The organism is Bradyrhizobium sp. LTSPM299 (assembly GCF_000938235.1).
Classification (GTDB): domain Bacteria; phylum Pseudomonadota; class Alphaproteobacteria; order Rhizobiales; family Xanthobacteraceae; genus Bradyrhizobium.
Genome location: NZ_JYMU01000048.1, coordinates 20,336 through 39,521, shown reverse-complemented (window position 1 = coordinate 39,521; position 19,186 = coordinate 20,336). Strand labels below are relative to the sequence as shown.

The 19,186-nt window shown below is 64.4% G+C and carries 22 protein-coding genes; 11 read left to right on the top strand and 11 right to left on the bottom strand.

Annotated elements, in window-relative coordinates; genetic code table 11:
* Positions 1-85 precede the first annotated feature (85 nt).
* From UP10_RS22865 to UP10_RS22850, 4 genes are all read left to right on the top strand, one after another.
* Entirely contained in the window at positions 86-646 is a 561-nt protein-coding gene (locus UP10_RS22865) for a LemA family protein (RefSeq protein ID WP_044589513.1), read from the top strand.
* Between the two features lie 34 nt (positions 647-680).
* Positions 681-1,901, top strand: coding sequence for a M48 family metallopeptidase (locus UP10_RS22860; protein ID WP_044589512.1), 1,221 nt, complete (start codon positions 681-683; stop codon positions 1,899-1,901).
* A 165-nt stretch (positions 1,902-2,066) separates the two neighbouring features.
* Positions 2,067-2,816, top strand: coding sequence for a P-loop NTPase family protein (locus UP10_RS22855; protein ID WP_044589511.1), 750 nt, complete (start codon positions 2,067-2,069; stop codon positions 2,814-2,816).
* Between the two features lie 60 nt (positions 2,817-2,876).
* On the top strand, positions 2,877-3,545 hold the full coding sequence (locus UP10_RS22850; RefSeq protein WP_044589510.1) for a P-loop NTPase family protein: 669 nt from the start codon (positions 2,877-2,879) through the stop codon (positions 3,543-3,545).
* Between the two features lie 145 nt (positions 3,546-3,690).
* Here the strand turns inward: UP10_RS22850 and UP10_RS22845 are convergent, their stop codons facing one another.
* Complete coding sequence (locus tag UP10_RS22845; protein ID WP_044589509.1) at positions 3,691-4,230, bottom strand: adenine phosphoribosyltransferase; 540 nt, start codon at positions 4,228-4,230, stop codon at positions 3,691-3,693.
* Positions 4,231-4,244: 14 nt separating this feature from the next.
* Entirely contained in the window at positions 4,245-6,410 is a 2,166-nt protein-coding gene (locus tag UP10_RS22840) for an anthranilate synthase component I (protein WP_044589508.1), read from the bottom strand.
* A 329-nt stretch (positions 6,411-6,739) separates the two neighbouring features.
* Between UP10_RS22840 and UP10_RS22835 the strand changes: the two genes are divergently transcribed.
* Entirely contained in the window at positions 6,740-7,738 is a 999-nt protein-coding gene (locus tag UP10_RS22835; RefSeq protein WP_044589507.1) for a VOC family protein, read from the top strand.
* Between the two features lie 36 nt (positions 7,739-7,774).
* Here UP10_RS22835 and UP10_RS45380 read toward each other — a convergent pair whose 3' ends face one another.
* The 4 genes from UP10_RS45380 to petA form a co-directional block, all read right to left on the bottom strand.
* Positions 7,775-7,939: a hypothetical protein gene (locus tag UP10_RS45380; RefSeq protein ID WP_197086883.1), complete on the bottom strand. Its 165-nt coding sequence runs from the start codon at positions 7,937-7,939 to the stop codon at positions 7,775-7,777.
* Between the two features lie 18 nt (positions 7,940-7,957).
* Positions 7,958-8,632, bottom strand: a complete 675-nt coding sequence (locus tag UP10_RS22830) for a dienelactone hydrolase family protein (protein WP_044589566.1) — start codon at positions 8,630-8,632, stop codon at positions 7,958-7,960.
* Between the two features lie 244 nt (positions 8,633-8,876).
* A complete protein-coding gene (locus UP10_RS22825; RefSeq protein WP_044589506.1) occupies positions 8,877-10,943 on the bottom strand; it encodes a cytochrome c1 in 2,067 nt (688 codons plus the stop codon).
* A gap of 71 nt (positions 10,944-11,014) precedes the next feature.
* Positions 11,015-11,545, bottom strand: a complete 531-nt coding sequence (gene petA, locus UP10_RS22820; protein ID WP_044540054.1) for a ubiquinol-cytochrome c reductase iron-sulfur subunit — start codon at positions 11,543-11,545, stop codon at positions 11,015-11,017.
* 278 nt (positions 11,546-11,823) lie between these two features.
* Between petA and UP10_RS22815 the strand changes: the two genes are divergently transcribed.
* From UP10_RS22815 to UP10_RS22790, 6 genes are all read left to right on the top strand, one after another.
* Complete coding sequence (locus tag UP10_RS22815) at positions 11,824-12,294, top strand: tRNA (cytidine(34)-2'-O)-methyltransferase (protein WP_044589505.1); 471 nt, start codon at positions 11,824-11,826, stop codon at positions 12,292-12,294.
* A gap of 25 nt (positions 12,295-12,319) precedes the next feature.
* Positions 12,320-12,952: a 7-carboxy-7-deazaguanine synthase gene (queE, locus tag UP10_RS22810; RefSeq protein WP_044589565.1), complete on the top strand. Its 633-nt coding sequence runs from the start codon at positions 12,320-12,322 to the stop codon at positions 12,950-12,952.
* A 17-nt stretch (positions 12,953-12,969) separates the two neighbouring features.
* Entirely contained in the window at positions 12,970-13,335 is a 366-nt protein-coding gene (locus UP10_RS22805) for a 6-pyruvoyl trahydropterin synthase family protein (RefSeq protein WP_044589504.1), read from the top strand.
* Positions 13,336-13,337: 2 nt separating this feature from the next.
* Complete coding sequence (gene hemF / locus UP10_RS22800) at positions 13,338-14,234, top strand: oxygen-dependent coproporphyrinogen oxidase (RefSeq protein WP_197086882.1); 897 nt, start codon at positions 13,338-13,340, stop codon at positions 14,232-14,234.
* Positions 14,225-14,965, top strand: coding sequence for an HAD family hydrolase (locus tag UP10_RS22795; RefSeq protein WP_044589503.1), 741 nt, complete (start codon positions 14,225-14,227; stop codon positions 14,963-14,965). The genes hemF and UP10_RS22795 overlap by 10 nt, the downstream gene beginning before the upstream one ends.
* A gap of 243 nt (positions 14,966-15,208) precedes the next feature.
* Positions 15,209-15,439: a DUF2158 domain-containing protein gene (locus UP10_RS22790; RefSeq protein ID WP_156180215.1), complete on the top strand. Its 231-nt coding sequence runs from the start codon at positions 15,209-15,211 to the stop codon at positions 15,437-15,439.
* A 56-nt stretch (positions 15,440-15,495) separates the two neighbouring features.
* Here UP10_RS22790 and UP10_RS22785 read toward each other — a convergent pair whose 3' ends face one another.
* The 5 genes from UP10_RS22785 to UP10_RS22765 are packed head-to-tail and all read right to left on the bottom strand — an operon-like array spanning position 15,496 to position 19,079.
* A complete protein-coding gene (locus UP10_RS22785) occupies positions 15,496-16,254 on the bottom strand; it encodes a sulfite exporter TauE/SafE family protein (RefSeq protein ID WP_044589501.1) in 759 nt (252 codons plus the stop codon).
* 2 nt (positions 16,255-16,256) lie between these two features.
* Entirely contained in the window at positions 16,257-17,513 is a 1,257-nt protein-coding gene (locus UP10_RS22780) for a CCA tRNA nucleotidyltransferase (protein ID WP_044589500.1), read from the bottom strand.
* A complete protein-coding gene (locus UP10_RS22775; protein ID WP_044540046.1) occupies positions 17,510-17,773 on the bottom strand; it encodes a DUF6111 family protein in 264 nt (87 codons plus the stop codon). The genes UP10_RS22780 and UP10_RS22775 overlap by 4 nt, the downstream gene beginning before the upstream one ends.
* Positions 17,770-18,441, bottom strand: coding sequence for a CoA pyrophosphatase (locus UP10_RS22770; RefSeq protein WP_044589499.1), 672 nt, complete (start codon positions 18,439-18,441; stop codon positions 17,770-17,772). Before UP10_RS22770 ends, UP10_RS22775 begins: the two co-directional genes overlap by 4 nt.
* Positions 18,438-19,079 (bottom strand): DUF1285 domain-containing protein, encoded by a 642-nt coding sequence (locus UP10_RS22765; RefSeq protein ID WP_044589498.1) that lies wholly within the window; start codon positions 19,077-19,079, stop codon positions 18,438-18,440. Before UP10_RS22765 ends, UP10_RS22770 begins: the two co-directional genes overlap by 4 nt.
* Positions 19,080-19,186 lie beyond the last annotated feature (107 nt).

Below are 19,186 nucleotides of genomic sequence, written 5' to 3'. Positions count from 1 at the left end.
CTGCCCACCTCTTCCCGGCAGGCTGTAGCGTGCCCTGATATGGGCTACGGTGCCGCCGTTTCGTCCCATCAGGAGCTTTCCCGTCATGTCGACCAGCTGGATCGTTATCGGCGTCATCGTCGTTCTCGTGCTGTTTGCGTTCGGCGCCTATAACCGGCTGGTCGCGCTCGGCCAGCGCGTCAGCCAGGCCTTCGCCGACATCGACGTGCAGCTCAAGCAACGTCACGATTTGGTCCCGAACCTAGTCGAGACCGTGAAGGGCTATGCCTCCCATGAGCGCGGTACGCTCGATGACGTGGTGAAGGCGCGGGGCGCCGCGATGTCGGCGCAGGGGCCCGCACAGGTATCCGCCGCGGAAAACCAGCTCTCCGGCGCGCTCGGCCGGCTGATCGCGCTGTCGGAGGCCTATCCGGACCTCAAGGCCAATACCAACTTCCAGCAGCTCGCAACCGAGCTCTCCGACCTCGAGAACAAGATCGCCGCCAGCCGCCGCTTCTTCAACAATGCGGTCCAGGAATACAACACCGGCATCCAGCAGATGCCGGCCGCGCTGTTTGCCGGCATGTTCGGCTTCACCCGCAAGGACTTCTTCGATCTCGGCGCCAGTCGCACTGAGGTCGAGGTCGCGCCGAGCGTGAAGTTCTGAGGCGCCGCGCGCGTCCGGCGAAAGCAGCCCGCTCATGGCCGCCTATGGTCTCTACACGCATATCGCATCGAACAAGTTTCGTTCGATGCTGCTGCTCGCGGGCCTGTTCCTGCTGATCTACGTGCTGGTCTATGCCGGCGCGCTGGTCGCCGAGGTGATGACCAATGGCGGCCGCCCGGTCGATTACTACCTGACGCGGGCCTCGCGCGACCTCGTCTCGGCCTTCCCCTGGGCGACGATCGCCGCCGTGGCCTGGATCGTGATCGCCTATTTCTTCCACCAGAACATGATCGATGCCATCACCGGCGGCGAAGCGGTGACGCGGCAGCAGCAGCCACGGCTCTACAATCTCCTGGAAAACCTCTGCATCTCGCGCGGCATCCCGATGCCGAAGCTCAAGGTGATGGACAGCCCGGCGCTGAATGCGTTCGCGGCCGGGCTGAACCGGCGGCAATATTCCATCACCGTCACGTCTGGCCTCTTGAAGGCGCTTGATGACCAGGAGATCGAGGCCGTGCTCGGCCACGAGCTCACCCACATCAAGAACGGCGACGTCCAGCTGATGGTGGTCGCCGTGATCATCGCCGGCGTGGTCGGATTCTTCGGAGAAATGTTCTTCCGCGTCTTCACAAATCTGTCGTGGAGCTCGGGCGGCCGCTGGTCGTCCTCATCGTCATCCTCCTCTTCATCGTCCTCGTCGTCTGACCGCAAGGGTTCCGGCGGCGGCGCGATCATCGTCATCATCATTGCGGTCGCGCTGATCATGCTGGCCTGGCTGCTGTCGCAGGTGGTCAAGCTGGCGTTGTCGCGCTCGCGCGAGTTCCTCGCCGATGCCGGCTCGGTCGAGCTGACGAAAAATCCCGATGCGATGATCTCGGCGTTGCGCAAGATCGAGAACCGCGGCGAGCTGCCGGGCGCGACCTCGGCGGTGATGGAACTCTGCCTCGACAATCCGCGCGAGGGCTTTGCCGACCTGTTCGCGACCCATCCGCCGGTGCAATCCCGGGTCGATGCGCTGGTGAAATATGCCGGCGGACACGATCCGGGCTACTTGGCATTGCCCGATGAAACCTCGCACGAGACGGCAACACAGGACGACCCGGGTGCGGACGGAGACCAGCCTGCGCCGGTCCCCCATGGCCCATGGGGTGACGCCACCAATGCACCGCCGAGCAGTCCGCCGCCTCTCCCGGGCACCAGCCCGACGCAGGGACCGTTGGGTCCGCTACGGGGCCCTTGGGGCCGCCGCGTCTGAAGTCAGCCCCAGCCCTTTCGTTCCATTAAGGAAATCCCCACCAAACCCATCACGGGCACCTTAAGGAATTGAATTCTCCCTCGTTTCTGCCATGTTCGCGCCCAAAGCAGGTGTGGGGACTCGCCGATCGCCCTCGCGATCGGGAGCGCGCTTCAAGGGATTTCCATGGCAAAGCCGGTCGTGATCGTGGTGGGCGCCGATAAGGGCGGGGTCGGCAAGACCACCGTCTCGCGGACGCTCCTGGACTATTTCAGCGCCAACAACGTGCCGACCCGGGCGTTCGACACCGAATCGCCGCGCGGCACGCTGATGCGCTTCCACCCCGACATCACCCAGATCGTCGACATGACGACGACCGCGGACCAGATGAAGATCTTCGATACGCTGAATGCCGGTACCTCGGTCACCGTGATCGACGTCCGCGCCGGCCTGTTGTCGCCGGCGCTGGCCTCGCTGCGCGATATCGGCTTCCTCGATGCGGCGCGATCCGGCCAGATCACCTTCGCCGTGTTCCATATATTGGGCCCCTCGATCGCCTCGCTGGACGAGATCGCCGAGACCGCGAATTTCATGCAGGGCGCGAAATACTATTTGGTGAAGAACTTCATCAACGACACCCAGTTCTTCCAATGGGACCAGGCGACCTATAACTCCTATTTCCACCGCATCAAGGACGCCACCGAGCTCACGATCCCCAAGCTCAACGAAATGGCCTATGAGCAGGTCGAGGTCTCCTCGGTGCCGTTCCTCAAATTCGTCGCCAACAAGGGCACGAATGACGAAGCCGCGAACTATTCCTTCGTGCTGCGCGGCTATGTCCGGCACTGGCTGGCCAATGTCTGGAGCGAGTTCGACCGGATCAAGCTGACCGACCTGGTCGGCGGCAAGTCGACCACCCGCGGCGGTGAAAAATAGTCCTGTCGACGGCCGCGACAGGGCTGGATTGGGCGGAAATTTGGCCTGATATATCCGGCGATGTCATCCACGCCACTTTACATTATCTGCTCGTCCCGCCCGCAGGTCGGCAAGACGCTGATCGCGCGGCTGTTGAGCGAATTCCTGCTGCTGAAGAATGGCGCGGTGGTTCCCTTCGACATCAATCTGAAGGAGCCGTCGCTGCTCGACTATTTGCCTGGCATCACCGAGACCGCCGACGTGATCGACACCTACGGCAAGATGCAGCTGATGGACCGGGTCATCGTCAATGACGGCACCGCCAAGGTGATCGACCTCGGCTACCACGCCTTCGACGAATTCTTCAAAATGTGCGACCAGATCGGGCTGATGAAGGAGGCGATGCGCCGCGGCGTCGCGCCGGTCATCCTGTTCGTCGCCGATACCGACCGTGCCTCGGTGCGCGGCTACCAGACGATCCAGCCGCTGATCCCGCCGAATGCGCTGGTCGTGGTCGACAATGAATTCGTGGTGCGCGGCGAGCTGCCGCCTGTGATGTCCCGCAGCCGCGTGCTCCGCTTCGCCGCGCTGCCGGTGTTCTTGAAGACCTATATCGATCGCTTGAACTTCTCCTTCACCGGCTATCTGCGCCAGGAGAAGGATTCATCGACCGAGCTGCATCAATGGATCCGCCGCAGCTACACCACATTCCGCGATCTCGAATTGAGCATGCTGCTGCAGAGGTCGTGACCGTCGTCCCGGCGAAGGCCGGGACCCATAGCCACAGCTATCCGTTTGGCGAACGCTGGGGCCACAGCATTTCTTCACCACCCACATTTGTGGTTATGGGTCCCGGCCTTCGCCGGGACGACGTGTGGAGGGTTGTCGCTAAACCTCAATGCCCCTCGAACGCCATCAGCGTGCGCACCGGGACGTTCATCGCACGCAGCTTGGCGGCGCCGCCGAGATCGGGCAGGTCGATGATGAAGCAGGCGGCGACCACGTTGGCGCCGATCTGGCGCAGCAACTTCACCGCGCCTTCCGCGGTGCCGCCGGTCGCGATCAGATCGTCGACCAGGATGACGCGCTCGCCGGGCTGCACCGCGTCGGCATGCATCTCCATTTCGTCGAGACCGTATTCCAGCGAATAGGCGATCCGCACCGTGGTGTGCGGCAGCTTGCCCTTCTTGCGGATCGGCACGAAGCCGGCGGAGAGCTGGTGCGCCACCGCGCCGCCGATGATGAAGCCGCGCGCTTCGATGCCTGCGACCTTGTCCATTTTTGAGCCGGCCCAGGGCTGCACCAGCTCGTCGACCGCGCGGCGAAACGCGCGGGCGTCCGCCAGCAGCGTGGTGATGTCGCGAAACAGGATGCCCGGCTTCGGGTAATCCGGGATGGTGCGAACGGTCGACTTGATGTCGTCGTCAAAGGTCATGGATCTCGCAATCCTCAATTGGCCGGCGGGTTGAGCCGGAATGCATTCTCGACAATACGCAAGCCCACCTCGTTGCCGAGTGACATCAGCGATTCCGGATGGAATTGGACGCCGCCGACCGGCAAGGTCTTGTGCTCGATTACCATCGCGACGCCGTCTTCGGTGGTCGCAGTCACCGTCAGCACGTCGGGCACGCTGTCGCGCTCGACAAAGAGCGAGTGGTAGCGGCCGATCACGATCTCATTGGGCAAGTTCTGCATCAAGCGCCCGCCGCGCACCTGGACCCGCGAGGGACGGCCATGCGCGGGCTGGCTAAGCTGGCCGAGCTGGCCGCCAAAATATTCGCCGATCGCCTGCACGCCGAGGCAGACGCCGAAGATCGGCAGCTGCTTCTCCAGCGCGGTGCCGATGGTTTTGGAGATGCCGAAATCCTCGGGCCTGCCAGGCCCTGGCGACAGCACCAGCAGGTCCCAGCCCTTCCGCTTCAGCATGTCCTGGGCGTGGATGTGCCTGACCACGGTGACGTTGGCGCCGACCTGGCGGAAGTAATCCGCCAGCATGTGCACAAAACTGTCGTCGTGATCGATCAGCAGCACGTTCTTGCCGGAGCCGGTGGCGTCGGGCGCGAAATCCGACAGCGGCGTCGGCGGATCGCCGCGCAGCGCCTGGAACAGCGCCGACGCCTTGACCTGGCATTCGCGGTCCTCGGCCGCCGGATCGGAGTCAAAGAGGCAGGTTGCGCCGACGCGGACTTCGGCAAGGCCGTCCTTCATGCGGATGGTGCGGATGGTGAGGCCGGTGTTGATGCTGCCATCGAAATTCACCGCTCCGATCGCGCCCGCATACCAGCGCCGCGACGAGCGCTCGTGGTCTTCGACAAACTGCATCGCCCACAATTTCGGCGCGCCTGTCACCGTCACCGCCCAGGCATGGGTCAGGAAGGCATCGAGCGAATCGAAGCCCGGCCGCAGCATGCCCTCGACGTGATCGACGGTGTGGAACAGTTTTGAGTAGGTCTCGATCTGGCGCCGTGCCAGCACCTTGATGGTGCCGGGCACGCAGACGCGCGCCTTGTCGTTGCGGTCGACGTCGGTGCACATGTTGAGCTCGAACTCGTCCTTCTCCGAGTTCAAGAGCTTGCGGATCTGCTCGGCATCGCCGATCGAGTCCAAGCCGCGCGCGATCGTGCCCGAGATCGGGCAGGTCTCGACGCGGCGGCCGTCGGAGCGCACGAACATCTCCGGCGACGCCGAGACCAGGAATTCGCCCTCGCCGAGGTTCATCAACGCGCCATAGGGCGACGGGTTGATGCGGCAGAGTCGCTGGAACACTTCCGCCGGCGAGCGCTCGCAGGGCTCGGCGAACAGCTGCCCGGGCACCGCCTCGAACAAATCGCCGCGCGCAAACGCCGCGCGCGCGACCTCGACCGTCGCCTGGTATTCGCCCGGCGCGTGATCGGCAAAGCCTTGCCGCGGTGACTTGGCATAGACGCTGACAGCGGTGTCGTGCGGCAGGCCCGCGGTGGACTTGCCCTTCCAGGCGAATTCGTAAGCAAGCACCACGCCGCGGCCGGTGGCGCGGTCATAGGCCAACAGACGGTCCGGCACGTAGAGCACGATGTCACGCTGATCGGCTTCGCGTGCCCGCTTCTGCACGAGGTCCTCGATCTGGAACACGAGGTCATAGGCAAAGGCGCCGAACAGGCCGAGCAACGGATCGGCGCTGGAGGAGAACGCCGCCACCATGTCGCGCACCAGCGACATCACGCTGGCGCGGCGGGTTCGCTGGTCCTCGTCGACCGGCGCGGCGCCGCGGATGATGTGACCGGCGAGCGTTGTCGCGCTTCTCTCGGAGATGACGACGCAGGGCTCGCGCAGGACGTCGCCGAGGAAGGCGATCAGCACCTCGCCGCGCGGGTTCAACGCCTTGAGCGTGAAGTTGGTGCCTGATGTCTCCAGCACCAGCGGCGGATCGGCAAAGCCGAGATCGAAGCTCTCGTAGCGGCCCGGCACCGTCGTGCCCGAGGACAGCACCACGCCGCGGCGGCGGTCCAGGAGTGCGATCAAATCGTCGAGGCGATTGGCGCCGCCGCTGAACTGCTCGACCACGCGCACAACCGCAAGGCCGCCGTTGGTGAGATATTCGCTGTTGGCCGGCAGGGAGAAGGCAGTCCTGTTCATGTGATCCTCTTACGAGACTTGCCGAGAGAGCGCCACACAGGACAAACGAAGGGCCGTCGCACTGCGATGGCGACCTTCGACGTTTCAGAGAAATGAAATCGCACCGGCCACCTATGAGAAGGTGGGCCACCAAAGACGGGATGGACTGGCAACGGTGCGCATGGCCGTTACTCACCATCCGCCGCGGGCCGTGTCAAGGGAGGGCCTGCCGCCCTGCCCCACGCTGGGACGGCTTTTTCCGGTTTGAAAGGACGCAAATCCGCGTAGGATTTGCGTTAACGGCGGGTCCTCGACCGCCCAAAAAACAGACAACAGGCGGAGGCGCGCAGATGACGATTTTGGGTCTCGGATATGCCGGGTTCGGCTCGGATGCACTCGACGACTGGCGGCAGTTCGGCACCGGCCTGGTCGGACTGCAGGCGATCGAGCGCGGCAATTCGCTGCTCGCGTTCCGGATGGATGACCGCAAGCAGCGCATCATCATCGACCGTGCGCAGGGCGAAGGCTCGCGCTTCTTCGGCTGGGAGGTGGCGGATAACGCTGATCTCGACGCGCTGGCGGCGCGGCTCGAGCAAGCCCGCGTTGCCGTCACCGCCGAGCCGCAAGCGTTGGCGGATGCGCGGCGGGTGCGCGGCCTGATCTCGTTCAGGGATCCGGCCGGCAACCGCCTTGAAGCGTTCCATGGTGCCGAGATCGACGACACGCCGTTCAAGCCGGGGCGATCGATCTCGGGTTTCCGCACCGGGCCGCAGGGTCTTGGTCACGCCGTGCTGACGGTCGAGCATCTCGCACCGGTCATGGCCTTCTATGTCGACGTGCTCGGCTTCGGCCTCAGCGACTACATCGAAAAGCCGTTCCGCGCCTATTTCTTCCACATCAATCCGCGTCACCACTCTCTCGCGCTGATCGAGACCGGCACCAACGGCATGCATCATCTGATGGTGGAATTGTTCTCGCTCGACGATGTCGGCCAAGCCTACGACATCGCGCAGAAGGAAGACCGGGTCAACGTCACGCTCGGCCGTCACACCAACGATCTGATGACCTCGTTCTACGCCAAGTCGCCGTCATCCTTCATGGTCGAATGCGGCTGGGGCGGCCGCGAGATCGACCCAGTTAACTGGACACCATTCGAGATGTATGACGGCCCGAGCCTGTGGGGCCATGAGCGCGTCTGGCTCTCGCCGGAAGACCGCGCGGTCGCCCGCGAGATGCGCATGCGCGCCGCCGCCGAGGGCAAGCGCGCGCCGGTGCAGGTGATGGAAGGCAATTTCAAGCTGATGGCGGGGACATGCCCGTGGTGGGACGGGGTCCGCGACAACAACTGAGAACGGTAGCCCAGATGGAGCGGGGCGAAATCCGGGCTACGAGCTAAAGCCGTATCGCTTCCAAAGCGCCGCCATTTCCTCATCGCTTGCGAACTCACCGCGCTTGGCCTGATCGAGGCCTTCGAGCACGGCCGCGCGATGCTCCGCAGGCACGACGAACACGTCGTGGTGCTCGCGACTGTCACTCGATTCCTGGGCCATTGGATGCGTTGTCGTCCTTCACCCCAAATGCTTCCTGAAGAACTCCGTGGCCCGGCCCCAGGCCAGTTCCGCACACTGGCGGTCGTGCACCGACAGGCGCTGCTCGTTGCCGAAACCGTGTTCGGCGTCATAGCGGAACAGCTCCAGCGATTTGCCGGCGGCCTTCATCGCTTTCTCAAAGCCATCGACCAGTGCTGGCGTGCACCAGTCGTCCTTGGTGGCAAAATGCCCCTGCAGCGGAATTTTAACATCCGCCGGCTTGGCCGCCTGCTCCGGCGGAATGCCGTAGAAGACGACGCCGGCCGCCAGTTCCGGGATCTTGGTGGCGCCGATGATGGTCACCGCGCCGCCGAGGCAGAAGCCGGTCAGGCCGACCTTGGTGCCACTCTTGGCAAGGTATTGCGCGGCGCCGCGCACGGTCTGCGTGGTGGCGTCCATGAAGTCGAGCGAGTTCATCTCTTTGCCGGCCGCGTCGGTGTCGTGATACGGCACCACCGTGCCCTTGTAGAGATCGGGCGCCAGCGCATCGAAGCCGGCCAGCGCGAAGCGGTCGCACATTCCCTTGATCTGGTCCTGCAGCCCCCACCATTCCTGGATCACGACCACGCCCGGCGCATTGCCGCGCGCGGCATTGGCGAGATAGCCGTTGGCGTCCTTGCCGTCCGGACGCTTGAAGCTGATGCTGGTACCCATGAGTTCCTCCGCAATGTTTGCCGGCTGATTGGCCGGCATTCTGTCCGCACTCCGTGACGGACGCAATTGACGACACCGTCATTCCGGGGCGATGCGGTAGCATCGAACCCGGAATCTCGAGATTCCCCGGTGTGCAATTGCGCACCTGAGGTTCACGCTTCGCGTGCCCCGGAATGACGGGCATCAAAAAAACAAAAAAGCCCCCGAAGGGGCTTTTTCAAACGCGGCGATACCGATCCTCGCGTCAGTGCGCGTCGGCCCAGACCTTCTTCTTGGTGAAGTACATCAGGAAGGCGAACAGGATCAGGAACACGAAGACCTGCATGCCGATCCGCTTGCGCTCTTCCATGCGCGGCTCGGCGGCCCACGCCAGGAAGGTCGTGACGTCGTGGGCATACTGCCCCACCGTCGCCGGCGAACCGTCGTCGAAGGTCACCTGGCCGTCGGAGAGCGGCTTTGGCATCTTGATCGCGTGGCCGGGGTAGTACTTGTTGTAGTATGTGCCGTCCGGCACCGTCACGCCCGCCGGCGGCTTGTCTTCAAAGCCCTGCAGGATCGCGTCGATGTAGTTCGGGCCCTGCTCCTGGAACTGAGTGAAGAAGTCGAAGATGAACTGCGGGAAGCCGCGCTCGTAGCCCCGCGCCTTGGCCATCAGGGACAGGTCGGGCGGCGCCTTGCCGCCATTGGCAGCGGCTGCGGCCTGCTCGTTCGGGAATGGTGCCGGGAAGTAATCCGCGACCCGGCCGGGCCGGTCGAACATCTCACCCTGGTCGTTCGGGCCGTCCTTGATCTTGTAGTCGGACGCGAACGCGGCGGCCTGCGCCTCCGAATAGCCGGGGCCACCGGCATCGGCCAGGTTGCGGAATGCAATGTAGTTGAGGCTGTGGCAGGCCGAGCAGACTTCCTTGTAGACCTTCAGTCCGCGTTGCAGCGAACCGCGATCATACTTGCCGAGAGGGCCCGAGAACGACCATTTCTGCGACGGCGGCACGACCTCGTGCTCCTGGGCGCGGGCGTTCTGCGCGCCGCCGACCAACAGGCCGCCGGCAACCAGGAAGGCTGCGAGCGCGGAAGCCAAAGCCTTGCCGCCGTGCTTCGCCAGCACGTCGTCGGCGATCGAGTTCGGCACCGGCCGCGGCGTCTCGATGCGGGAGAGCAGCGGCAGCACGATCAGGAAGTAGGCGAAGTAGCAGACCGTGAGGATGCGGCCTGCAATCACGTAGATGCCTTCCGGCGGCTGCGCACCGAGGTAGCCGAGCAGGATGCAGACCACCACGAAGATCCAGAAAAACTGCTTGGCCAGCGGACGGTACTTCGACGACCGGGTCCGCGCGTTATCGAGCCAGGGCAGGAACGCCAGGACGACGATCGCGCCAAACATGCACGCCACGCCGGCGAGTTTGTTCGGGATCGAGCGCAGGATCGCGTAGAACGGCAAATAGTACCATTCCGGCACGATGTGCGCCGGCGTTACGCCCGGGTTCGCCGGGATGTAGTTGTCGGCGTCGCCGAGATAGTTCGGCATGTAGAAGATGAACCAGGCGTAGAAGATCAGGAAGCAGGACACGCCGAACGCATCCTTGATGGTCGCATACGGCGTGAACGGAACGGTGTCCTTTTCGGTCTTCGCCTCGACGCCGGCCGGATTGTTCTGGCCCGCGACATGCAATGCCCAGACGTGCAGCACGACGACGCCGGCGATCACGAACGGCAACAAATAGTGCAGCGAGAAGAAGCGGTTCAGCGTCGGGTTGCCGACCGAATAGCCGCCCCACAGCAGCGTCACGATGCTCTCGCCGAAATAGGGAATGGCGGAGAACAGATTGGTGATGACGGTGGCGCCCCAGAAGCTCATCTGGCCCCACGGCAGCACATAGCCCATGAAGCCGGTTGCCATCATCAAGAGGTAGATGATGACGCCGAGGATCCACAGCACTTCGCGCGGCTCCTTGTACGACCCGTAATAGAGGCCGCGGAACATGTGGATGTAGACCGCGAAGAAGAACATCGACGCGCCGCAAGCGTGCATGTTGCGCAGCAGCCAGCCGTAATTGACGTCGCGGACGAGCAGCTCAACCGACTTGAAGGCGAGGTCGGCGTGCGGCGTGTAATGCATCGCCAGGATCACGCCGGTCACGATCTGCAATCCCAGCATCAGCGACAGGATGGCGCCGAAGGTCCACCAGTAGTTCAAATTGCGCGGCGTCGGATAGGCCACGAACGAGGAATGGATCAGGCCGAAGATCGGAAGGCGCCGTTCGATCCACTTCAAGGCGGGGTTGGTCGGCTGAAAATCGGATGGTCCGCTCATTGATGCGATCCTGAGGAAGAAAACGACGCGATGGGTCCAAGTGGAAGCCGAAATCCCTGATGATCCGGGACTTAGCCGATCTGGATTTTGGTGTCGGAAACGAATGCGTAGGGCGGCACCGGCAGGTTGGCGGGCGCGGGTCCCTGACGGATACGGCCCGAGGAGTCGTATTGCGAACCGTGGCAGGGGCAGAAGAAGCCGTCGTAATTGCCCTCATGGGCGATCGGGATACAGCCGAGATGGGTGCAGATACCGATCACGACGAGCCACTGGTCGTGGCCGGCCTTGACGCGGGCCGAGTCGGGCTGCGGATCGGGCAGGCTCGAGAGCGGCACTTTCTGGGCCTCCTCGATCTGCTTCTTGGTGCGGTGGCTGATGTAGATCGGCTTGCCGCGCCAGAAGACCTTGATGTCCTGGCCCTCGGCGATCGGTGTCAGGTCGACCTCGATCGGCGCGCCGGCCGCGATTGTCGCGGCGTCGGGGTTCATCTGGGCAACCAGCGGCCAGACGGTGGCGGCCGCGCCGACTGCAGCGGCAGCTCCGGTTGCAACAAAAAGGAAATCACGGCGTGTCGGATGATCCGCCGAAGACGCTGTCGTCACGTTCCCAAGCCCTTTCTTATCCGCAGCCGGTGGAACCGCCCCAGACACGCGAAGAACGCGTCCGGGAAAGGCTGCCGGCGCCCGCGGCCCCCGCGGCGGCAGAAAACCGCCATTCCACACCCCAAACGGCGGAACAGCAGTCCAGAATCGTTCTATTGGCACCCTTGCCGGACGAGCGCAAGCCCGCTATCGGCTCGCAAGCGTGCAATGCACGAAATCCGCGCCGGGCGATGTTTTATTGAGACAATTTCATCCGGACTTCACAGGTCTGAAGCACCATGCAGATCGCGCTGTTCCAGCCCGATATTCCTCAGAATACAGGGACGATTCTCCGGCTGTGCGCCTGCCTGGACGTGGCAGCCCATATCATCGAGCCGGCGGGCTTCGACACCTCGGACCGGAATTTCCGCCGGGCGGGTATGGACTATCTCGACCAGGTCAGGTTGAAGCGTCACGACTCATGGTCAAAATTCGAGGAATGGCGTACCGAGGCAGGCTGTCGGCTGATCCTGTTCACGACCAAGGCGGCGAAATCCTACCTTGATTTCGAGTATACCGCCTCCGACGTACTACTGTTCGGGCGCGAGACCGCAGGGGTTACCGACGCGGTCGCGGCGGCCGCGGATGCGCGGCTGGTGATCCCGATCAAACCGTCATTGCGCTCGCTCAATGTGGCCGTCACGGCGGCCATGGCCGTCGGCGAGGCGCTGCGCCAGACCGGTGCGCCAGTCACCGACGCGCGATCTTGAGAAATTCTTGCTGAAGGATTATTTTGTGAGCTACGCGGTCAAGGAGATCTTTCTGACCCTGCAGGGCGAAGGCGCCCATGCGGGCCGCGCCTCCGTGTTCTGCCGCTTCGCCGGCTGCAACCTCTGGACCGGCCGCGAGCAGGACCGCGCCGGCGCGGTCTGCCGGTTCTGCGACACCGACTTTGTCGGCACCGACGGCACGCTGGGGGGCCGCTATGCGACCGCAGACGAGCTCGCGGACACCGTCGCGGCGCAATGGACCGGCGGCGACTCCGACCGTTACGCAGTGTTGACCGGCGGCGAGCCGCTGCTGCAGGTCGACGCGGCGTTGATCGGGGCGCTGCACGCAAGGGGCTTCACGATTGCGATCGAGACCAACGGCACCATCGCGCTGCCCGACGGGCTCGACTGGATCTGCGTCAGCCCCAAAGCCAACGCCGAGCTCGTGGTGCGCAAGGGGCACGAGCTCAAGCTGGTCTATCCGCAGGTGGAAAACAGACCGGAGGATTTCGCCAACCTTTCCTTCGAGCGCTTCTCGCTGCAGCCGATGGACGGCCCCGACGTGATCGCAAACACCGCGCGCGCGATCGACTATTGCCTCAGGCATCCGCAATGGCGGCTCAGCGTGCAAACACACAAGACAATTGGGATCAGATAGAACTGGATCGTTGGAAGATGTGGGAATTGACGAAATCGTTCCGCTTCGAGGCTGCGCATGCGCTGTCCGGGACGACCTTTGGCGCCGACAGTGAGGAGATTCACGGCCACTCCTTCCGCACCGAAGTCACGGTGCGCGGCACGCCGGATCCGGCGACCGGGATGGTGGTCGATCTCGGCCTGCTCGAACGCAGCATGGAAGAGGTGCGCAAGACGCTCGACCACAAGCTGCTGAACAAGGTCACCGCGCTCGGGCCACCGACGCTGGAGAACCTCTCGCGCTTCATCTGGGAGCGGCTGCAGCATGCCGGCAAGCTGACCCGGGTCAGCGTCCACCGCGACAGCTGCAACGAGAGCTGCACTTATTACGGAGCGCAGGACTAGCCATGCTGCCCACAGACCCCGCCATCATCGAGGATCGCAAGGCCCGGGCACAAAGCTGGTTCGAGGCGTTGCGCAACGAGATTTGCGCGGCCTTTGAGCGGCTCGAGGACGAGGCGCCCACCGCGCTCTATCCCGGCGACGCCGGCCGGTTCGCGCGCACGCCGTGGGACCGCACCGACCACTCCGGCAAGCCGGGCGGCGGCGGCGTGATGTCGATCATGAAGGGCCGGCTGTTTGAGAAGGTCGGCGTGCACTGCTCGACGGTGCATGGCGAATTCGCCCCGGAATTCCGCGCGCAGATTCCCGGTGCTGCCGACGACCCGCGCTTCTGGGCCTCGGGCATCTCGCTGATCGCGCACCTGCGCAACCCGAACGTGCCCGCCGTGCACATGAACACCCGCTTTGTCGTCACGACAAAAGCCTGGTTCGGCGGCGGCGCCGACCTGACGCCGGTGCTGAACCGGCGGCGCACCCAGGATGATCCTGACGCTGTCGCCTTCCATGCTGCGATGAAGGAGGCGTGCTCCGGGCCGAACGGCGTCGCCGACTATGACAAGTACAAGAAATGGTGCGACGAGTATTTCTATCTGCCGCACCGCAAGGAGGCGCGCGGCGTCGGCGGTATCTTCTATGACTGGCACGACAGCGGCGACTGGGACGCTGATCTGGCGTTCACCCAGGATGTCGGGCGCAGCTTCCTGAAGGTCTATCCCGAACTTGTCAGGCGCAATTTCGAACAGGCCTGGAGTGCTGACGATCGCGAGGAGCAGTTGATCCGCCGCGGACGCTACGTCGAGTTCAACCTGCTCTACGACCGCGGCACCATCTTCGGCCTCAAGACCGGCGGCAATGTGGATTCGATCCTGTCGTCGCTGCCGCCGGAGGTGAAATGGCCGTAATGAACCTGCCGCGTGCAATGCTGATCGACATGGATGACACCATCCTGTCGGCCTATGGCCGCCCCGAAATCGCGTGGAACAAGGTCACCGCGGAATTTGCCCAAGAGCTGGCTCCCCTGCCCCCGGACCAGGTCGCGACCGCGCTGCTGGCTTCGGCGCGGCAATTCTGGTCGACAGCAGAACCGATCTGGCGGATCAGGCTCGGCCAAGCGCGGCGCCTGACCGTGAAGGGCGGCTTCGCGGCGCTTGCGGCCGCCGGTCATCGCGCGCTGCCGGACGATCTCGCCGACCGCATCGCCGACCGCTTCACCAGCTATCGCGAGGAGGAGATGTTCATCTTCCCCGGCGCGCATGAGGCGATCGACGCGCTGAAGGCGCTCGGCGTCAAGCTCGCGCTGGTCACCAACGGCGCCGCCGAGATGCAGCGCGCCAAGGTCGAGCGCTTCGCGCTAGGCCATCGCTTCAACCACATCCAGATCGAGGGCGAGCAGGGCTTCGGCAAGCCGGAGGAGCGCGCCTATTTGCACGCGATGGAGGCACTCGGCGTCACCGCGCCTGATACCTGGATGATCGGCGACAATCTGGAATGGGAAGTCGTCGCGCCGCAGCGGCTCGGCATCTACGCGATCTGGATGGATGTGCACGGCGACGGCCTGCCGCCGGGTTCGACGGTCAAGCCGGACCGCATCATTCGCTCACTGACCGAACTGGTGCCGGGCCGGCGCGACTAGAGCATTCTCGAGCGAAGTGGATACCGGTTCGCGTAAGGAAAACGCGTCAGAACAAGAATCTAGAGCCCCGTTCCGATTCCATCGGAACGGATAAAGGCTCTAGCGCCTCCCCCGCTGTTTCCACATCAAATCTGCCGCACTGCGGCCGACCGTGATCGGGCTGTCATCAGCCGTCGATAGCCTGCCGTCCGCGTCATCAAGCGCGGAGGGAAGATCATGGAACTGAAACCAGGCGATGTTGTCTTGCTGAAATCCGGCGGCCATCCGCTGACGGTGGTGGAAGTCAACGACGACAAGGCCGTATGCCTCTGGATGGGCGGAGACGGCGACCTGTTTCGTGAAACATTGCCGCTCGTCGCACTCGAATCGGCCGAAATCGATCCCGAAGACGACGAGGAAGAAGACGACGAAGAGGATGACGAGGACGAAGGCGAAGAGAACGACGACGGCCGCAAGAAGCGCAAGGTTGCGTAAGGCCTCTCTGCGCGATGCTGCCTGGCGCGTGCCGGCGGCATCGTCTCCATGACGGCTCAGAGAGCGCGCAGCGCAGTGGAGATCATCACCACGCCGCCGATGATCACGGCGGCATCGAGGATCGCGGTGTGGATGTGCACCGGCATCCGCTCGACAAAGGCTTTGGCCAGGAACGCGCCGGGAAGCGCGACCGCGCCAATCAGCAGTGCGAGCGACAGCACCTTCGCGCTGACGACGCCCGCCAGACCGAACACCGAGACCTTGACCGCGGCGATCGCAAGCGAGATCACCGCATCGGTCGCGATCACGGCTGCGCCTTCGAGCCCCGCCGCCATCAATAGCGACAGCAGGATGACGCCCGAACCCGCGGTCCCACCAACCAGCAATCCGTAGCCGACGGCGCCGGTCGCAAGCCCCCGATCGCCGATCCGCACACTGTGCCGCCGCAACTGGCGCCGCAACGGCACGCTGAGGATCAGCATGCTGCCGATCACGAGCGCGGCGCCAACGCTGGTCAGCCGCGTATAGCCATAGGCGCCAAGCGCCGTGGTGAGCAACGCAGCCGCGACCACGATGACAGCCTTACGGCGGTCGGCATATCGGACGAAGGCGGTGAAGCGGCTGAGATTGGTGAAGATCGAGGAAATGGCGATGATCGGGACCACCGGCTCGGCGCCGACCAGCGGCACCAGCACCAGCGGCATCAGCGCGCCGGTACCGTAACCGGCCAGACCACCGATCACGGACGCAAACAACGCGACGGCGGCGACAAGAACAACCTGGGCGAGCGAGATGTCTGCAAAGCCTGAGAGCAAATTTACAGCCGATGGTCGCGGGTGAAACGGGAAACGGTCTGGTCAGCGATGGCCGACAACGTCTTCGGCTCCAGCGGAAAATCCGCGGCAAGCCAAGCGTCCTCGGCCAAGGTCAGGACATGCCCCAATGCCGGCCCCTCGGCAATCCCGCGCGCGATGAAATCCGACGCCCTCAAGGGAAAGTGAGGCGCGCGCCAGCGCTGCGGCAGCGTGGCGAGCGCGCGCCATGGACCGATGTCCTGGCCAGCGTCGGTTCGCGCCCAGGCCAGCAGCAGCCGGTCGCGGTAGGGTCCTTCGTCGAGCCGGTAGAGCCGACGTTTGGCATGCGCCTCGTCCATGCCGGGCAGCCGCCACCAGCGATGGCCCATCGAGTCGAGCGCCTTGGCCTCGGCGTTCGAGAGCCGCAGCCGCGTCGCGATGCGCCGCGCGTCCTCGGTCACGGCCACGGTCAACGCCGCAAGCCGGCGCACCGCGCTCGGCGCCAGGTCCATCAGCTTCTCGATCTCGATCATCGCCGCGAACGGCCCGGTATAGGCGACGCTGCCGAACAGCGGCAGCAGCAGCCCGCCATCAGCCATCGCGACGACCGCCGCAGCGGCGTCGTTCGCGAGCACGAGCTTGAGCATCTCCATGCGGATGCGCTCGGCCGAGAGACCGGCAAGTCCGGCGCGGCCGTCGATGCAGGCGAGATAGCCGGCGCGATCGGCCTCGCCTGAGCCATAGGCGGCGTGGAAACGGAAGAAGCGCAGGATGCGTAAGTAATCCTCCGCGATCCGCCGCGCGGGATCGCCGATGAAGCGCACGCGCCGGGCTTCGATATCGGCCAGCCCGTCGACATGATCGTGCACGATTCCGGCAGCATCGACCGAGAGACCATTGATGGTGAAATCACGCCGCTCGGCGTCGCGCACCCAGTCGCGCCCGAACGTCACCTTCGCCTTGCGGCCATAGGTCTCGGTGTCCTCGCGCAGCGTCGTCACCTCGAAGGGCTGCCCCTCGACGACGAGCGTCACCGTGCCGTGCTCGATACCGGTCGGCACGCTCTTGATGCCGGCCTGTTTCGCACGCCGGACCACTTCGTCGGGCGCGGCTGTCGTGGCGATGTCGATATCACCGAGCGGAATCCGCATCAGAGCGTTGCGCACGGCGCCGCCGATCACCCGCGCCTCCTCGCCGCCGCCATTGAGCAGGCCGAGCACGCCCGCCGCCGGACCCGAGGCGAGCCATGGCGCGTCCGACAACAGGCGCACCTCGCTCATTTCTCAACCCCGGGCACCAGCCTGCCGTTCTCGATATGGGCGGGAACGTAGGTCGAATTCGCCGGCGCGCCGGTGTATTCCGCCAGCAGGATGAAGCTCACGATGACGAGCAGCAGCGCCCCCAACGTCAGCTTCGCCAGCATGTGCAGTGGCCATGAGGCCGGCACCGTGACACCGGAACGCGTCGCGATGAGGAAGATGGCATAGGCCGCGAACGGGATCAGGAAGACTCCGACCTCGGTCAATACCGTGCGGATCATGACTGGTAGATCCGCTCATACAGCACGCGCAGGATGCCGGCGGTCGCGCCCCAGATGTAGCGCTCGGCGTACGGCATCGCGTAATAGGATCGATCGATGCCGCGGAATTCCTTGGTGTGGATCTGGTGATTCTCCGGATTCATCAGGAATGCGAGCGGCACCTCGAAGGCATCGACGACCTCGGCTTCGTTAATCTTCAACGAGAAACCCGGCTGCACCTTCGCGACCGTCGGCAGGATGCGGAAGCCGAACGCGGTGCCGTAGAGGTCGAGATAGCCGACCGGTTCGACGAAGTCGCGCTTGAGCCCGACCTCCTCGCAGGCCTCGCGCAGCGCGGCATCAAGCGGTGAGGCGTCGGTGGCGTCGATCTTGCCGCCGGGAAAGGAAATCTGACCGGCGTGGCTCGACAGATGCGGCGAGCGCTGCGTCAACAGCACCGTCGGCTCCTGATGATCGATCACCGGGATCAGCACCGCGGCGGGCCGCACCGGCTGCTCCTGCGCCACGATCTCGAGCATGCGGTCGTTGCCGGAATCGCCGGTGCGCGGAATGATGTTGGGATCGAACAGGCCCGGCGGCACGTCAAAATCAAGCCGCGCGCGGGCGCGGGCAAAGAATTCCGTCGAGCTGACCGCCGCCGGCTTCGCGTTCCGCAACGGCTCGTTCAAAGTGCGTCCCTCACCTGCTTCGCATCGGCCATCGCGAAGAATTCGCCGCCGGACTCGACCCCGAACATCGCCTCACCATCGACCACCCGCTCCTCGCCCATGTCAACCAGATCGTAATAGAGCGCGCGAGTGACCTTGGCCCAGAGGCCGGCACGGACATGCAGATAGGGCGTCAGCCCGCCATCCGCGGCGGCCGTAAAGCGCAGGCCGTGGCCCCTTTCGCAATCGACCCAGTCGTCGACATTGGTGCGGAACCGGAGCAGGCGGCCGCGCGCGTCCTGCTGCGTCTGCATTTCGACTGCAAGGAACGGCGCGTCGTCGACGCGAATGCCAACCTTCTCCACAGGTGTCACGAGAAAGTGCTTGCCGTCCTCGCGCTTCAGGATGGTGGAGAACAGTCGCACCAATGCGGGACGACCGATCGGCGTCCCCATGTAGAACCAGGTGCCGTCGCCAGCGATTCGCATGTCGAGATCGCCGCAGAACGGCGGATTCCACAGATGCACCGGAGGCAGGCCCTTGCGGCCGGCCGGAGCCGACGTCGCAGCCTGGTTGGCCGCAGCGGTGAGGCCTTCGAGACCCTTGCGTTCAAGGGCCGTGGTTTCACGGCCCTGCTCGGTCTGCCCTTGCTTCGCCATTGTTTACCTTGAAGTTTCGCCTTGAAGTTTCTTGCCCTCAATCTGGCACGTTTGGTGCACGTATCTCGAGATGTGGTGAGGATATCATTCTCGCCACAACGTGATGC

Coding starts and splice junctions, on each gene's coding strand:
- UP10_RS22865 (WP_044589513.1), top strand. CDS start 86: ATGTCGACCAGCTGGATCGTTATCGGCGTCATCGTCGTTCTCGTGCTG.
- UP10_RS22860 (WP_044589512.1), top strand. CDS start 681: ATGGCCGCCTATGGTCTCTACACGCATATCGCATCGAACAAGTTTCGT.
- UP10_RS22855 (WP_044589511.1), top strand. CDS start 2,067: ATGGCAAAGCCGGTCGTGATCGTGGTGGGCGCCGATAAGGGCGGGGTC.
- UP10_RS22850 (WP_044589510.1), top strand. CDS start 2,877: ATGTCATCCACGCCACTTTACATTATCTGCTCGTCCCGCCCGCAGGTC.
- UP10_RS22845 (WP_044589509.1), bottom strand. CDS start 4,230: ATGACCTTTGACGACGACATCAAGTCGACCGTTCGCACCATCCCGGAT.
- UP10_RS22840 (WP_044589508.1), bottom strand. CDS start 6,410: ATGAACAGGACTGCCTTCTCCCTGCCGGCCAACAGCGAATATCTCACC.
- UP10_RS22835 (WP_044589507.1), top strand. CDS start 6,740: ATGACGATTTTGGGTCTCGGATATGCCGGGTTCGGCTCGGATGCACTC.
- UP10_RS45380 (WP_197086883.1), bottom strand. CDS start 7,939: ATGGCCCAGGAATCGAGTGACAGTCGCGAGCACCACGACGTGTTCGTC.
- UP10_RS22830 (WP_044589566.1), bottom strand. CDS start 8,632: ATGGGTACCAGCATCAGCTTCAAGCGTCCGGACGGCAAGGACGCCAAC.
- UP10_RS22825 (WP_044589506.1), bottom strand. CDS start 10,943: ATGAGCGGACCATCCGATTTTCAGCCGACCAACCCCGCCTTGAAGTGG.
- UP10_RS22815 (WP_044589505.1), top strand. CDS start 11,824: ATGCAGATCGCGCTGTTCCAGCCCGATATTCCTCAGAATACAGGGACG.
- UP10_RS22805 (WP_044589504.1), top strand. CDS start 12,970: ATGTGGGAATTGACGAAATCGTTCCGCTTCGAGGCTGCGCATGCGCTG.
- hemF (WP_197086882.1), top strand. CDS start 13,338: ATGCTGCCCACAGACCCCGCCATCATCGAGGATCGCAAGGCCCGGGCA.
- UP10_RS22795 (WP_044589503.1), top strand. CDS start 14,225: ATGGCCGTAATGAACCTGCCGCGTGCAATGCTGATCGACATGGATGAC.
- UP10_RS22780 (WP_044589500.1), bottom strand. CDS start 17,513: ATGAGCGAGGTGCGCCTGTTGTCGGACGCGCCATGGCTCGCCTCGGGT.
- UP10_RS22775 (WP_044540046.1), bottom strand. CDS start 17,773: ATGATCCGCACGGTATTGACCGAGGTCGGAGTCTTCCTGATCCCGTTC.
- UP10_RS22765 (WP_044589498.1), bottom strand. CDS start 19,079: ATGGCGAAGCAAGGGCAGACCGAGCAGGGCCGTGAAACCACGGCCCTT.